The following is a 14,739-nucleotide window of genomic DNA, read 5'->3' as shown; positions in this document are numbered from 1 at the left end:
ACGCCGCCTGGGTCATCTTAGCCGCGCTCCCACGCGCCGCGCGGATCTGGCACCCCTCTTTGTCAAGCGGTGGTTGGGTTCGGTGTTCTAGGGTGATGGGTGGCGGGTCCGGGAAGTGACTGTTCCGAAGTGTTGACCTCGGGGTTTGGGTCAGCCGCGCTGGATTGAAGAGTCGCCCCCGGTTGTCCTCCCGGGCCCGTTTCCAGCCGCTGGATATCGCGGAGCATGCGCCGGTAGACCACGTCAGACAGGCGGCGTTTCAACGCCCGGATGGCTTCCATCGCGGTCTTGCCTTCGGCGAGGCGGCGTCGGTAGTAGGCGCGGCCTGGGGTGTCGTGGCGGAGCTGGACGATGGCCATGATGTGCAGGACGCGGTTGATGCGCCTGTTCCCGGCCCGGGACAGGCGATGCGTTGCTGGTCGCCGGAGGATGCGTCCAGGGGTGCGGTGCCGTTCCAGGAGGCGAAGTGGCTGCGGCTGGTGAAGCGGCGGATGTCACCGATGTCGCCGATCAGGCGGGCCGCGCCGGACGGGCCGATGCCGTTGAGGTCCTGCAGGCTGCTGCCGCTTGCCGTGACCAGGTCGGTCAGTTCCTTCTTAGCGGCCTTGATCTTCTTGTCGATGCTGACGAGTTCGGCGATCAGTTCCGAGGCCAGGCGCCGGCGGGTGCGGCCGACGAGGTCGCGTGGGCGGATGGTGGCCAGTAAGGCGCGGGCCTGGTCGGCACGCAGGAACGTCTTCGCGCCGCCGGGCAGGAGTTCCAGCAACAGCTTGTGGATCCGGTTGAGTAGGTCGGTGCGGGACCGTCCGAGCTCGTCGCGGCGGTCGACGAGCAGCCGCAACGCCACCGTCTCGTCATCGACGGCTACCTCCCGCATAACCTCTGGCGCGTAACGCCGCCACGGCCACACTGTGCGCGTCGACCGGGTCGGTCTTGCGTCCTTGACCGGTGGCGAACACCCGGACCCGGGCGGACAGTTTCGGTGGCACGTCCACCACCGTTTCACCGTCGGCGACCAGCCGCTGGGCGATGTGCCGGCCGATGCCGTAACAGCCCTCGACCGCCCAGATCCGCTCTGGGTGGCGCCGGCCGGCCGCGAGCATCGCCCGGTAGCCGTCCCGGTCGGTGCCGAACCGGCCGCCCGCCAAGACCATCTCCTGATGGTCGATGACCTCGATCGTCGCCGACCGTTTGTGCGGATCCATCCCGATAACGACGTGCCCCATACTCGCCTCCTCGATGTGACCGAACCGGGTTCAGCGAGGAGGGCAGCGCTACTTTGAGCTGGGCAGTCCCCTCTGGAGCCACTCCGCGCCGCGGTGACCGGCGGGGTACATGCCAGATGAGAGCCACGCCCCAACCACAGACGGGCAGCCGCAATAAGAGCTACCCCACCGATCACCTCGACCAAGCCTGGCCGGGCTGCGGTCGTAGATCCAGTAAGTAAGTAGCCGCGAACCGATCGCTACGCAGCGAATCCCTGATGCCGCTGGGCGAGCCGTGCGGTCGTGGCGATGACAGTGCGGGCCAACCGCCAACTGCGCATTCGTGCGAGTCGGTGCGGGGGTGTCCCCGCTGCGAGGGCGTGGTTTCGCTCGACACCGCGTCCGGCCACCTCATCAGGGTCTTCGTTCCCGCCGACCCCGGAAACCAAACTCCCTACCCTGTCCAGGTACGTCACTCTGTGTGACGCTATACCATTACCCTCGCTCCAGTTGCTGCCGAGTTGAGTGGCGCCGTCGTCAGCACTCGAGGTCGTTCTTCAGGATGGTCATCGCCGTCTTCAGCCGCTCGGTGTAGAGCGGCAGCAGGTCCTCCTTGATGGCGCTCCGGGCTGGTTCGTCCACCGGGTTCAGGGCGTATGTCCACTCGATGCTCGTGGTGCCGTCTTCCTGGTCGCTGAGGTACCAGGACCCTTCGATGCTGTCGATCACCTCGCGCAGCCGCGGCGAGGTGAAGGTGTCGATCCGGTACGAGAACGAGTTCGGCGGCTCCACCGTCAGTAGTTCTTCCTCGTTGGTCGAGCCGTCGTCGGAGGTGTTCGTCCGGCGCAGGCCTGGGGTGTTCCAGGCGGTGGTGACGCTGCCGGCCACGATTGCCGGTGAGTGTCCGGTTCTGGGGGCGAGGTGGCTCAGGTCGGCGTTGATGACGTACTCGAAGACGTGGCCGATGGGAGCGTTGACGGTACGGGTGATCCGGACGAAGTCGTCCCCCACCTCGGTGCAGTCCCGGTCGACACCCATCACCGCCTCCTGTCTCCGTCGGCCCTGGTACAGCTAGTCCCCGGTAGGCGCCGACTCATTCATCGGCGCCCCGGCGGCCACGTCGGAACCGCCGGTCAGGCTGGTACCGGCTACGGGTGCGGGCAGTCACTGGGGGTGCTGGAGACCGGTACGGCCACCGCCCGCGTCGGCGTTTCGCGGCCGGCGCGGCGGGAAGCCCGCCGGATGAGCGGTAAGCAGATGGAGGGCGACAACCAGCGCAGGCGCTCGCTCGCTCGGCAGGCCCGCAAACGCGGCCAACGGCCCAGCGAGACAGGCGCAACGCTCGGGTCCGGCAAGCAGCCCGAACACCTCGGCAGTGGCCGCCGGGGCGAACGCCCCCCGGATTTGATCCGGAACAGGCCGGCCACCGAGCCGGCCACGCCCGCCCGGACCTGGCCGCTGCCGGATTCCCCGCCGGGTCGGCAACCGACCGGCGAGTCGGTCCGCTACCGCGACCTCGTGACCTCGATCGGGCGCCGCCTCGGGACCGACTTCGATCAGGCCCGGGTGGCCGCCGAGGCGACCGTGGTCGCGCTGGTCGCCGTGCTGGACCAGCCCAGCCGGGAACGGCTGATCGACGCTGTGCCGACCGAACTGCACGACGGCGGGCCCGCCGCCAACGTCCGGCCACACCGGGACCTCCCCAGGTTCCTGACGGAGGTGGCCAGGCTCAGCAGCCGAACCCGGGAGCAGGCCCGATACCAGGCCCAGGCCACACTCAACGCGCTCGCCGAGCAGGACCGCAATCTGATCGACTCGCTGGACATCCCGGCCGAGTTACGGGAGCTGCTGGAACCCGCCGAAATCGGGGGTGGGCTCGTCGATCCAGGCGGTGGGATCGCGCCGCTCACCGACGACGAACTGCGCGCCGCCCTGGCCTCGCTGCCCTATTGGTCGGGAGACCGGAACGCGCTGTCCCGCACGATCGACCTGCCACCGGACGACCTCGACCGGGTGTTGGGCCGGATCGCCCGCCTGCGGCCGGAGACGGGCCGCGCTCCGAGCATCGGCCGGCAGCCCAATGGCAGCGCCGTGGTGCTCATCCGCACCGCGAGGCGCAACGCCGTCACGGGCCTGGACGTCGCGCTCGCCCATCAGGTCGACGCGGTGATCGACGGGGGCGGCGCGGGCGATCGCGGTTGACGGGCTACTGACTGGTCCAGCTGCCCATCCGCCGCGAGACCGGGTTCCACGGCGTGGTGGATGGACCATCGTGGTCGGGTCGCTGCTCATCCAGTTCCAGAACTGGACCCGGCACGAGACGCGGGTGATCGGCGAGACCCGGCTCCACGTCGATCACGCCGCCGACCTGGCCGACCTCCGCACCGAGACGAGGCGGCTAGTCGAAGCGTCACCGCTGTGGGATCGGCACCAGTGGACACTCCAGATGGTGGACGCGATGCCCAGACCGTCGTCGTCCGGTAGAAGGACGGGCGTCACGTGGCGGCGGGCCGGACCGATAGGTCCAGTTCGCCGCCGCCGACGTTTACCTCGATGGTGTCGCCCGGATTCGCCCGGTCATCGAGCAGCAGGGTCGACAGCCGGTCTTCCAGTTCGCGCTGGATACTGCGCCGCAGCGGACGCGCCCCGTACTCGGGCTGGTAGCCCCGGTCGGCCAGCCATTGCAGGGCCTCCGGGCTGACCTCGAGGTTGATGTCCTGGGCGTGCAACCGGCGGCGGGTGCGGTCAAGCAGCAGGCCGGTGATCTCGAGGAGTTGCTCCCGGTCCAGACCGGTGAAGACGATGATCTCGTCGATCCGGTTGAGGAACTCCGGCCGGAACCGTTGCCCCAGCATCCCCATCAGTTCCTCGCGCAGGTCACTTACCGGACGCCCGGCCGTCTGGGCGGCCAGAATGCGGTCCGCGCCGAGGTTGCTCGTCATGATCAGGATGGTGTTGCTGAAGTCGACGGTGCGCCCCTGCGAGTCGGTGAGGCGGCCGTCGTCAAGCACCTGCAGCAGCGCGTTGAACACATCGGCGTGCGCCTTCTCCACCTCGTCGAAGAGCAGCACCGAGTACGGCCGGCGTCGGATCGCCTCGGTGAGCTGGCCGGCCTCCTCGTAGCCGACGTAGCCCGGAGGCGCCCCGACCAGCCGGCTGACCGTGTGCCGCTCCTGGAACTCGCTCATGTCGAAGCGAATCATGCTTGACTCGTCGCCGAAGAGCGCCGCGGCGAGCGCCCGGGCCAGTTCGGTCTTGCCGACGCCGGTGGGTCCGAGGAAGAGGAACGACCCGTCGGGCCGCTGGGGGTCGCTCAGCCCGGAACGCGATCGCCGTACGGCGGCGGCCACGGCCCGGACGGCCTCGTGCTGGCCGACCACGCGCTGGTGCAGTTGCTCCTCGACGCGCCTCAGCCGCTGCTTCTCCACCTCCGTGAGCTGGGTGACGGGCACCCCGGTACGGCGGCTGACCACCTCGGCGATGTCGCTGGTCTGCACCTCGGGCACCGGGGGAGTGCCCTCCTGCGCCGCCGCCAGGTCCCGCTCGGCCGCACTGATCTCGGCCTTCAGCCCACCCGCGCGCTGGTAGTCCTCGTTCGCCACCGCGCTGTCCTTGTCCCGGCGCAACCGCGACAGCCGCTTCTCGATCTCCTTCTTGTCCGGAGCCGGGGTGCGCGACCGCAGCCGGACCCGCGCCCCCGCTTGGTCGAGCAGGTCGATCGCCTTGTCCGGCAGGAACCGATCGGTGATGTAGCGGTGTGACAGCTCGGCCGCGGCGTCCAGGGCTTCGTCCCGGTAGCGCACCTGATGGTGCGCCTCGTACCGGTCGCGTACGCCCTTGAGGATCGCGATGGTGTCCTCGACGCTCGGCTCCGCCACCAGGATCGGTTGGAACCGGCGTTCCAGTGCCGGGTCCTTCTCGATGTGGCGGCGGTATTCGTTGAGCGTCGTCGCGCCTACCACGTGCAGTTCGCCGCGGGCCAGGGCGGGCTTGAGCATGTTGCCGGCATCCATCGCCCCCTCGCCGCCGCCTGCGCCGACAACGGTGTGCAGTTCGTCGATGAAGAGGATCAGCCCGTCTTCGGCGGCCGTCACCTCCTCGATCACGTTCTTCAGCCGCTCTTCGAACTCACCGCGGTACTTGGTGCCCGCCACCATCCCGGACAGATCGAGTGCGACCACCCTCCGGTTGGCCAGGGTTTCGGGGACGTCGCCGTTGACGATGCGCTGCGCGATGCCCTCGACGATCGCCGTCTTGCCGACGCCCGCCTCGCCGGTGAGCACCGGATTGTTCTTCGTACGCCGGGAGAGCACCTCGATCGTGTCGTCGATCTCGTCGTCCCGCCCGACGACCGGATCGAGCCGTCCGGCCCGGGCGTCCTCGGTGAGGTCCCGCCCGTACTGGTCCAGGGTGGCGGTGGTGCCGCCGCCCCGGCCGCCGGCGCCGCCCGCCGGCCGGGTGGGTCCGGTGACGGCCCCGCCGAGCGCGCGTAACGCCCGGCCCGCGGTGGTCTCCGGGTTCGCGGCGATGCCGAGCAGGATGTGTTCGGGTCCGATGTACGTCGCGCCGGACCGCCTCGACTCGCGGTGCGCGTCGAGCAGGGCGCGCTTCGCCGCCGGCGCGAGCGGAGGCGTGTCCTCGCGTGGCCCGCCGCGGGGAAGAGCCGCCTCCATCTGCCGGGCCAGATCGTCGGGGTCGGCGCCGCTCGCGTCGAGGAGCCGGCGGGTGGGGTCGGACTGGGCAGCGGCCGACAGCAGGTGCTCGACGGTGAGGTACGGGCTGCCGGACGCCGTTGCCTGCTCAGCCGCCCGTTGCAGCAGTTGCCGCGATTCGGTGGAGAGCAGCCGGGACAGGTCAACGCGCTCCACCGGACGCCCCGCGAACGGGTCTCCCCCGAAGAACCGACTGATCAGGTCATCCAAGGAGCCACCGGGAATGCGGAACGCGTCGAGTGACATCTCGTTACCTTCCTGTCGGTGGGTGGTTCCTCGGCACCGGCCCACCTGAACGCTACGCACCTTTCGCGAGGGAAGGAGGATATTGTGGATTTGGGTGTCGGTTGCCAGGAGCCGGTTACCGTGGTCGTTCGTGGGTAGCCACCAGCCGTGAGCGGGCCAATCGACGACATGGGCACCCGATCGGACACCAGCCGTGTCATAGCGTTCAGCGATGCCGTTCTGGCCATCATCATCACGCTGCTGGTGATTGATCTCCGGGTGCCGGACGTACCACCCGGTCGCCTGCTGTCAGGGCTGCTGGAGCAGTGGCCGGGTTACGTCGCCTATCTCGCCTCGTACGCCTACGTGGCCGTCGTCTGGCTGAACCACAAGGGGTCGTTCAATCGCGTCAAGGAGAGCGATCGGGGGCTGCACTGGGTGAACCTCTTCGTCCTGTTCACCACCGCGCTGCTGCCGTTCCCGACCGCCGTCGTCTCGGACGCGCTTCAAGAGCACGACCAGCAGGACCAACGGGTGGCCGTCGCCTTCTACGCGCTGATCGGCGCGCTGCTCTGCGCGAGCTGGCTGGCGTTCTTCCACTACCTGGCCCGGCGCAACGACCTGCTCAAGGACGAGGTGAGTGAGCGGCACTTCCCCGCCGAGCGGGTCCGGGCACTCGTCGGGGTCATCCTCTACGTCGTCGCAGGACTTATCGGGTACCTGGTCGCACCGCTCGCCAGCCTGGTGATCTTCGTCGTACTGCCGGTTTTCTACGCCGTCACCAGCGCCGGTCTGTACCAGGTGCCTCTCACCCGCCGGATCGCGCCTCGCCCTCCGGGGACCTGACGGTCCGGCGACCGGCTCAAAGACGGCGCGGGAGGTGCTGACGCAGTCCTGGCGGTTGACCGGACCGAAGGGCGAACGGCTCGAGACCCACCGGGTCGGCACCCAGCAACGGCGCGCCCGGAGCCCACCGGGAAGCGCGGGCATAGCGGCGCCGACGCGCCGCTTCCGCCCGCTGGAATCGGGGGACGCCATTTGCGGCCCCGCCAGGCCGGCCGAGTAGAGGATCAGATCCGGGTCGGACCGTCGATGGGCTGGGCGAGCCGATGGCGCCGACCTCGACCAGCGCCAGCCGCCGAAACGGTCGGTGACGCTACAACATCTCCAGCGGTTGCGGGCCGGCCGGCGGGGGGAACGCCGTGTCGAGTGCCGCCAGGTCCTCCTCAGCCAGATAGAGGTCGCGCGCTTCCGCGTTTTCCCGGGTGTGCTCGGGCTTGGACGACCGGGGGATGGCCGCAACCGTCTCCTGCCGCAACACCCAGGCCAGCGCCACCTGAGCGGGCGTGACCCCGTGCCGGGCGGCGGTATCCGCGACCTGGGGGTGGCCGAGCAGTCGGCCCTGCTCGATCGGCGAGTACGCCATCACCGAGATTCGATGCTCGCGTAGCCACGGCAGCAGGTCGTACTCGGGACCGCGGCGGGTGAGGTTGTACAGGATCTGGTTGGTCGCGCAGGCGCCGCCGCCCGCCTCGAGTAGCTCCGTCACGTCGGAAAGATCGAAATTGCTCACGCCCCACTGCCCGATGTCGCCGGCGTCGACGAGTTCGGTGAACGCCTCGATCGTCTCCGCAAGCGGATGCGTGCCACGCCAGTGCAACAGGTAGAGGTCGATATGGTCGACGCCGAGTCGTTGCAAGCTGCGGCGGCAGGCTTGCACCGTTCCCCGTCGGCTGGCGTTGGACGGCAGCACCTTGTCGACCAGAAAGACGTCAGCGCGTCGTCCGACGATCGCCTCGCCGACGAGTTCCTCGGAGGCGCCGTCACCGTACATCTCCGCAGTGTCGATCATTGTCATGCCCAGGTCCAGCCCGGTGCGCAGGGCGGCTATCTCGTCGCGCCGCCGCGCGGGGCGCTCGCCGAGGTACCAGGTTCCCTGGCCGAGCACCGGCATCGTCTGGCCGGACTGCAGTTCGATCGCGTCAGCGGCGAGGGTCATGTCGTGACCTTTCCGGAGCCTTGGGGGCACGGTTGCCTGCGTTACCCGCTGCGACAGGCGGCACACCTCGTGGCGGACCTTCGCCCCGCATGCGCTCGCTGTGCAGCGGGCAGGTGGCCGCAGTCCGCCCCCGAGTGACATCAACCTTCTGTTTGCCGGTGCCCGCACCGGGAAGGCGACCACGTTCGAGCGATGCGCCGCCGACGGGGTGGAGGACGTGGAGTACACGCAGTCCCGGGCGGCCGCGGAGCAGGCGGGGGCCGAGATCCACCTGATCTCGTTGACATCCGGCGAGATCCAGTCGATGAACCAGGACATCAACCCGGACAACCGCTATCGGGTGGACCGGACCCTGGACGAGGCCAATCCGGCAGACTACGACGCCCTGTTGCTGCCGGGCGGGACGGTCAACCCCGACCGGCTCCGGATGACCCCGCAGGCGATGGACTTCGTGCGGGCGTTCTTCCAGCAACAGAAGCCGGTGGCAGCGATCTGCCACGGGCCTTGGTCCTTGGTTGAAACCGGAATGGTCAACGGCCGGACGGTCACCTCGTTCCCCAGCCTACGCACCAACATCCGCAACGGCGGCGGGACCTGGGTGGACCAACAGGTACAGGTCGACAACGGACTGGTCACCACCCGCAACCCCAGCGACCTTCCGGCCTTCTGCGCCAGAATGGTCGAGGAGTTCGCCCGGGGCGAAGACCCCCGCCAAACGGCCACGGCCTGACCTGTTGGGCTCAGGGTCGGGAAAGTTCTGCCGGGCTTGAGCCCTGCGGTGGCTATCCCGTACCCGTGACTCGACTACAGCGGTTGAAGGCTGAGGTTCGGGCTGGCACGGTAGTTCCGGGTCGAGGGTCATGACCGGTGTTGGCGAAGAATGCGGTACAGGGTGGGCCTGAAGCGCATGCGTTCAGGAGGTCCTTCGGGTCGACCTCGAACGGTACGCGCTTGTCCGGTGGTGTGTGACGTGCGAGATTCTCCTGGAGTTGGCGTTGTCGTCCCCGCTCCGGGCCGGGTCGTTGCACGCGCAGGGCGGTGTGGTGCCGGTCGTCGAGGCGCAGCACCTGCAGCAGGTCGGCCGGGACGAGTTGCCGCCGTTCGGTCTCGTCCGCCAGCAGCAGGTCGCGGTGGTCAGGGGCAAGGAGCCGGAACAGGTCCTGCGGCGGGTCTCGGCCGCGGCGTCCACCGACACCGCCTGATCCCGGATCATGATCGGTACCTGCCGGAACCGTACCCACCACGGTTCGCCCTCGAACGTTCCTGGAAGTTGTTGATCCGGTTGATCAACCGCTGTGTCCAGCTGCCGGTTGTGCCGATGAGACAGTTGCCTAGGCCGCGCAGGACGCTGACGACGTTGGCCGCGCGCGGGTTGTAGCCGACGGCGTCGACGAGCTGCACGACGAGTACCCGGACCTACTGCCAGCGTGGTACGCATTCCGCGGCGTGCGCGCACAGCGGCGCGCTGTGGAATGGCTTGTCGACAACCTGCTGCCCGACGACGAGACGGGCCAGCGGTTCGTGGCCGAGCATCCGGACCCAGACCTATGAAGACGCGCCGGGTAAGTCAGGCCGCATCCGGATCTGCCGCGAGCCGCTCGTCACCGAAGTCGACGGCGGGGGCTGCCCCCCGGTGTCGGTCGCACCGAGGCGCGTGCATCTGGTCGAGCGTCATGTGGGTTGGCGGTGGTGTGCCGGGAGGAGTAGCCACCGGGCGAAGCAGCTTTGGTCGTCGATCTCGGTGTACCACCTGACCCTGAGCGTGTATCCGTTGCTGCGGGCCCGCAGGAGCAGTCCCGTGTCCGGCTCCCGTGACGGAGGTCCATGCTCAGCCGGCGGCGGGCCTGGTTGAGGCGGCGACAGCGGCATCGCGTGCTCGCCTATTCCGTCGAGGGCGGCGCTGAAGATCGCGAGGTCGCCGCTGGGGACACTGAGGGCGTCACCGACATCATCGTCGGCCGATGGATAGTTCAGTGCCGATTCGAGGGTTCTGCGATAGTCCGGACCCGAGGCCTGGACTATCGCCAAGGTGCCCTCCGCAGACTCGAACACCTCCATCCAGCTGTCGTCACGAACCACCCCGTCAGCGCCGACAAGAAGAGCGGTAGAGCCGGCGACGGCGATACTGGTCTCCTCGGGGGTCATGTCGACTATCCGGTCGTGCTCGTCGTTGCTCATGCCGCGCCAAAAGCGGCGAACGGCGGCGTCGACGGCGAGGTACGGTTCGCCGTTCGTCCAGAGCCGCCCGAGGTGGGTCCAGGACGTATGCACGGTGCCAGTATCCATACGGCCGTAGCCACGGCTGGCCGGCGCCCAACGGCTCACTCTTCTGCCGCGATCCGCTCGTCACTCTGGATGACGGCGGTCCTGGCCATCTGCCGCCGGGCGTGCCGAGAACAGTGCAGCACACCCTACGCAGCGTCGTGGGTCATGCCTGGCAGTTGCGCGTGGAGGATCGTGGGACTCTCTCCATTGGAGAGTGTGAACACTTCGGTCAGATCGAATCCGCACCGGCGATAGAAGTCGATGGCTCGACCGCCGGTTGCTACCCAAAGTTGACCGATTCCGGTCCTGATGGACCATTGCTTAAGGCTGGTGACGAGGGCCGTTCCAATACCGTAACCACGACGTTGCGGATGAACAATCGCACCGACGACCCACGGGCCGCGGTCGGCAAGCTCGGGAAGGTCTGTTCGGGTAAGTCCGACGCCGCCGACGGCTTCTCCCGCGCCGTCTGTGGCGACGAAGGTTACCGGCAACGCCGTACGCCCCGTCTCGCGGCGTGTGGCATCGATGTGCCACTGAAGGTCCTCGCGGCCTGGCTCGTCCCCCCACTCACGCCACCGGATGCGTGCCAGCGAGATCAGCAGGTCCGGACGATCAGCCAATAGCTCGACTCTGATGGGCTCCGATCTGGTGCGGTCCATTTGATACACGGTACCGGCATGAGGTCGAGGTCGCCCACCAATATTACGGCGACTTTGCTGAGAAGCTTCTTCGTCACGACGGGATCTGAATGCACATCGCGTCGCTGATTCGAAGCATTATTCTGCCGCCTGGTCGAACATGCTGCCGTCGCACAGGGTGAGGGGTGAGTGTGTTCCCCAGGCTGCGGATGGGTTGGCTATGTACGACTGGTGGTTGCGTGTTCGGTGGCGGTGATGGCGTTGCGGAAGAGCATGGCGACCGTGGTGGGTCCGACGCCGCCGACGCGGGGGGTGATCGCGGAGGCGACCTGGGCGCAGGTTTCGTCGACGTCGGGTAGGAGGCGTCGGCCGGCGTATCGGACGCCGGCGCCGATGACCACCGCGCCGGGGTGGACGTGTTGCGGCTGGATGATGCCGGGGACGCCGGCTGCGGCGATGAGGATGTCGGCGCGGCGGGTGTAGCGGGGCCAGTCGTGGACGCCGGTGTGGATGACGGTGACTGCGGCGTTGGCGGTGGGGCGTTTCTGGGACAGCAGGAGTGCCAGCGGCCGGCCGATCGTGGCGCCGCGGCCGAGGATCACCACCTCGCGGCCGGCGACGGGGATCCGGTGATGGGCCAGCAGCGCCTCGATGCCCGCCGGGGTGCACGGTAGGGGGCCTGGAAGGCCCAGCGCCAGGCGTCCCATGTTGAGCGGGTGCATGCCGTCGACGTCCTTGGTGGGGTCGAGTGACTGCAAGGCGGCGTCGTAGTCCAAGTGATCAGGGATCGGATATTGCAGCAGGACGCCGTGCACGTCCTTGTCGGCGTTGAACCCGGCGATCACGTCGAGAAGTTCGTCCTGGGTAGCGTGCGCGGGCAGGTGCCTGTGGGGTGAGCGGAAACCCAGCTGCGTCGCCTGCCGCTGTTTGATGCGGATGTAGCCGGCGCTCGCGTCGTCGTCGCCGACCAGAATCGTGGCGAGGCTGGGGGTAACCCCTCGTTCCTGAAGAGCTGCGACCCGTCGGGCGATGTCGCGGAAGACTGCCTCGGCCACGGGGGCGCCGGGTAGGAGTCGAGCGGTCTGGGGCATGCGTACCTCCGCACGGTAGCCCAGGCGGTCGACTCCCGTGACAGGCTCCCCGATGGTCTGACCCATCCCCGTGCCGCCAGTCGCTCTGCCGACAGAATACCGGACATGAGCATCGACCAGCGCTTACGCCAGCGTGCGCACATCCGCCTTGTGTAGGGCGTACGGCGCGAAGCATGGCCGACAGCACACGCCTTCCCGGCCGGGGGGATCCTGCAGGTTGACCTCGCCACATCCCATTCATCTACGCTTCATGCGTGGAAGGGCTGGGCACGATTTTGCTCGGCCTGCTGTGCTGCGCCGGCGGGGTGATCGGGGTGTTGCTTCTTCTGGGCGCAATCGCCGCTAACATGCGGGACAAATGACGGCAGTCCGGACAGCGGTGCGGGTCATTCCCCGTCCCCCCTTGCTCCCGTCGGGAACGTCCTCTTCTGCCGCCGAGCGGGCGTCACTGAACGGAATCCCGACGACCGCCTACAGCGCCGGAGATCGGGTCGCCGTGTACATCCTGTAGGCGTCGAGCCGTCCGGTCGTGCCCCAGTGCGTCACTGCAGAGCGGCGCACCACACCGGGAGCGGTGGTGGTGGCTGCTCCTGCGGCATGCTTGCGCCTGCGGCATCGTCCGTAACGTCGACCAGCTCGCTGCACGAGACGACACCCGGCTCGGCGTCCGCAGCGGCTAACTGCACGACCGCCACCGCGTCGCTGGTCACGAGGTAAGGCGCTCGGAACGGGAGCTTTGCCGGAGGGAATGAGGACAGCGAACACCTCAGTGCACCCGCCTGCTCGTCGTACCACGCGTAGAACGTCCCCGAACTACGAGTGGCCAGACGCTGACGCAAGGCCGCCGCGACGACATCGAGCGCCGCGACGACCGCGGGCACATCCACGGCCCCCGCGCCGACGCTGTACGACCACGTATTCAGACGCACCTCCGTCACCGGGTCGTCCGGGAGCAGAGCCACCTCGTCGTCATCGAGGTACGACAGCACCATCGCTGCCAGCGACTCCGCGGGTTCGTGACGCATCGCCCGAACGTACCGGCAGCCCGACGTGATCATCGATCGGGGCCATATGACAATGACCAGGGGGACCGGATCCGCCGCGATCTGATCGCTACGCTGAGTTATCTAGTTCAGTGCCTGGCTGTAGCTTGTGCGGATGCCGGGCGGTCGTCCTTCTACCCGCCGGTCAACTGGACCACGTATCGGGCGAACCTAAGGCCATCTTGGTCCGGGTCCGTCCGTCCGCGGACCGAACCGAGCTCATGGTGCCGGATCCGGGAACGGGGAAGAGGTGAGTGGAAGGCTGGTCGGGCAGCGGGGCATACCGACAGTGCACGGCATGGATCGAAGCAACAACCCCCACGACCGGGACCGCGCCTTCGCTCAGGCCTCCGTGGTGCTCCTCGGCCTTGTCAACGCCGCGGGCCAGCTCGCTGCCCAGCACGAGCCCAGGCCACTCGGGGTCCAGGTCTCGTAGCCTCCAGGAGACTCGATCGCCAACCGTGAACGGCTCGCCACAGCACTGCATCTGCCAGTCATCCACCCAGACCCTGATCTCCACGATGTCGCGGGACTGCCCAGAGGGTAACCGCGACCCGAGCCCGCCGATCGAGGTGATGTCGGTGCGGTCGGATGCGGAGCCGGCCGGGCTCAATAGGGGGGCCGGAAGTAGAACTCGCGGCTGGGGCGGGGTCCGCAGTCTTCTGGTCGCTCGTACGAGGTAGCAGGTCGGTCATCCGCTGACGGCCGACGCAGCTGGCCGCGGAGACGATCGATCGATCGCAGGACTTCGCTTCGGTGGTTGGCTTTCTTGATCCAAGCGGGAAGGCGGCCCAGCATGCTCGACGCTGGTCCGATGCGTTCGCGCACGTCGGCGGCGACGTAGGACTGGAGCACGTCGAGATGGCTGGCGTTGTAGGCCCAGAGCAGATGTCCGCAGCAGGGCGTCTGCAGCCAGAGGGGCCGGCCGAAGAACGGGTCCTTGGGGCCGCTGAGGGCAACGCCGATCAGCGCCCCGCCGTTCCTCTGCGTTTGCGGGGCGACCCAGTCCCGGGTAGCGCCGCACTGGCTGCAAACCAACCGGCGGGGCCGGAACCGTAACTCGGTGTAATAGCGCAACGCGGGCAGGCCGGGGCGTGGGACGACCGTGGCCTGCCCCCCGCAGGCCGGACACAGGACATAGACAAGGTCGGTGTATGTGATCAGTGATCGACCAGGATCGAGGAACCGTCCGCCGGGAACGTCGTTGGCCGCCACGACTCGATCTTGGCGTACACGCCGGTTACCTGTCCATCCCGGTTTGAAAGTTCAGCCGAGCCTGCGATCGGTCCGTACCGCCAGTTAACTCTTCGCCGAGGAACAGCCCGCACCTTCAATAGCTCCATCAGAAACGACCAAGCCGCATCCGCTCATGCCGCAGGTAAGGCGGGCCCGCCCCCGGCTGCTTGTGACCGTGTGTGAGCGGCAGATCGTTGGTGGCAGGTGAGGCGGTCGCGACCGGCGGTGGCGTCAAGAGTCGCGAACATCGGTATCGGCAGGATGTTGTTGGTGCCCCGTGTTCAGTCACCTCTGGAGCCGGGAGTCATGAACAGAACCGGCT

Annotated in this window: 15 protein-coding genes, 1 pseudogene and 1 riboswitch; of the genes and pseudogenes, 5 read left to right on the top strand and 11 right to left on the bottom strand. The window is 68.1% G+C overall.

From position 1 onward, the window contains the following. Positions 1-62: 62 nt before the first annotated feature. From O7627_RS11680 to O7627_RS11670, 3 genes and pseudogenes are all read right to left on the bottom strand, one after another. Positions 63-877: pseudogene (locus tag O7627_RS11680) on the bottom strand (transposase). Then, the gene (locus O7627_RS11675; protein ID WP_278093518.1) at positions 855-1,226 is read right to left on the bottom strand and encodes a transposase; all 372 of its coding nucleotides are present in this window, start codon (positions 1,224-1,226) and stop codon (positions 855-857) included. The pseudogene O7627_RS11680 and the gene O7627_RS11675 overlap by 23 nt, the downstream one beginning before the upstream one ends. Positions 1,227-1,742: 516 nt before the next feature. After that, on the bottom strand, positions 1,743-2,243 hold the full coding sequence (locus O7627_RS11670; protein WP_278093517.1) for an SRPBCC family protein: 501 nt from the start codon (positions 2,241-2,243) through the stop codon (positions 1,743-1,745). Between the two features lie 204 nt (positions 2,244-2,447). Here O7627_RS11670 and O7627_RS11665 point away from each other — a divergent pair, with 204 nt between their 5' ends. Then, complete coding sequence (locus O7627_RS11665; protein ID WP_278093516.1) at positions 2,448-3,407, top strand: DUF2267 domain-containing protein; 960 nt, start codon at positions 2,448-2,450, stop codon at positions 3,405-3,407. 293 nt (positions 3,408-3,700) lie between these two features. Here O7627_RS11665 and O7627_RS11660 read toward each other — a convergent pair whose 3' ends face one another. Then, complete coding sequence (locus tag O7627_RS11660) at positions 3,701-6,163, bottom strand: ATP-dependent Clp protease ATP-binding subunit (RefSeq protein WP_278093515.1); 2,463 nt, start codon at positions 6,161-6,163, stop codon at positions 3,701-3,703. Between the two features lie 147 nt (positions 6,164-6,310). On the opposite strand from O7627_RS11660, the gene O7627_RS11655 reads away from it, so the two are divergent. Next, a complete protein-coding gene (locus O7627_RS11655) occupies positions 6,311-6,988 on the top strand; it encodes a TMEM175 family protein (RefSeq protein ID WP_278093514.1) in 678 nt (225 codons plus the stop codon). 310 nt (positions 6,989-7,298) lie between these two features. Here O7627_RS11655 and O7627_RS11650 read toward each other — a convergent pair whose 3' ends face one another. Next, complete coding sequence (locus tag O7627_RS11650; RefSeq protein ID WP_278093513.1) at positions 7,299-8,141, bottom strand: aldo/keto reductase; 843 nt, start codon at positions 8,139-8,141, stop codon at positions 7,299-7,301. A gap of 148 nt (positions 8,142-8,289) precedes the next feature. Here O7627_RS11650 and O7627_RS11645 point away from each other — a divergent pair, with 148 nt between their 5' ends. Both O7627_RS11645 and O7627_RS11640 read left to right on the top strand, forming a co-directional pair. Beyond that, the gene (locus tag O7627_RS11645; RefSeq protein ID WP_278098252.1) at positions 8,290-8,871 is read left to right on the top strand and encodes a type 1 glutamine amidotransferase domain-containing protein; all 582 of its coding nucleotides are present in this window, start codon (positions 8,290-8,292) and stop codon (positions 8,869-8,871) included. Between the two features lie 265 nt (positions 8,872-9,136). After that, positions 9,137-9,343 carry a hypothetical protein gene (locus O7627_RS11640; protein ID WP_278093512.1) on the top strand — a complete coding sequence of 69 codons (207 nt, stop codon included), beginning with the start codon at positions 9,137-9,139 and terminating at the stop codon, positions 9,341-9,343. Between the two features lie 7 nt (positions 9,344-9,350). Here the strand turns inward: O7627_RS11640 and O7627_RS11635 are convergent, their stop codons facing one another. The 5 genes from O7627_RS11635 to O7627_RS11615 form a co-directional block, all read right to left on the bottom strand. Next, positions 9,351-9,542, bottom strand: a complete 192-nt coding sequence (locus tag O7627_RS11635; protein ID WP_278093511.1) for a hypothetical protein — start codon at positions 9,540-9,542, stop codon at positions 9,351-9,353. A gap of 270 nt (positions 9,543-9,812) precedes the next feature. Then, complete coding sequence (locus O7627_RS11630; protein WP_278093510.1) at positions 9,813-10,412, bottom strand: hypothetical protein; 600 nt, start codon at positions 10,410-10,412, stop codon at positions 9,813-9,815. Positions 10,413-10,552: 140 nt separating this feature from the next. Then, positions 10,553-11,068, bottom strand: a complete 516-nt coding sequence (locus tag O7627_RS11625) for a GNAT family N-acetyltransferase (protein WP_278093509.1) — start codon at positions 11,066-11,068, stop codon at positions 10,553-10,555. Between the two features lie 197 nt (positions 11,069-11,265). After that, positions 11,266-12,138, bottom strand: coding sequence for a tetrahydrofolate dehydrogenase/cyclohydrolase catalytic domain-containing protein (locus O7627_RS11620; protein ID WP_278093508.1), 873 nt, complete (start codon positions 12,136-12,138; stop codon positions 11,266-11,268). Between the two features lie 11 nt (positions 12,139-12,149). Then, positions 12,150-12,232, bottom strand: a riboswitch (ZMP/ZTP riboswitch). A 448-nt stretch (positions 12,233-12,680) separates the two neighbouring features. Beyond that, the gene (locus O7627_RS11615) at positions 12,681-13,163 is read right to left on the bottom strand and encodes a hypothetical protein (RefSeq protein WP_278093507.1); all 483 of its coding nucleotides are present in this window, start codon (positions 13,161-13,163) and stop codon (positions 12,681-12,683) included. 316 nt (positions 13,164-13,479) lie between these two features. Between O7627_RS11615 and O7627_RS11610 the strand changes: the two genes are divergently transcribed. After that, complete coding sequence (locus O7627_RS11610; RefSeq protein ID WP_278093506.1) at positions 13,480-13,617, top strand: hypothetical protein; 138 nt, start codon at positions 13,480-13,482, stop codon at positions 13,615-13,617. 173 nt (positions 13,618-13,790) lie between these two features. On the opposite strand, the gene O7627_RS11605 is transcribed toward O7627_RS11610, so the two are convergent. Then, on the bottom strand, positions 13,791-14,396 hold the full coding sequence (locus O7627_RS11605) for a hypothetical protein (protein ID WP_278093505.1): 606 nt from the start codon (positions 14,394-14,396) through the stop codon (positions 13,791-13,793). Between the last annotated feature and the right edge of the window lie 343 nt (positions 14,397-14,739).

Source organism: Solwaraspora sp. WMMD1047 (assembly GCF_029626155.1).
Classification (GTDB): domain Bacteria; phylum Actinomycetota; class Actinomycetes; order Mycobacteriales; family Micromonosporaceae; genus WMMD1047.
Note: the sequence above shows the minus strand (reverse complement) of the source record. Positions and strands in the feature narration are given on the sequence as shown.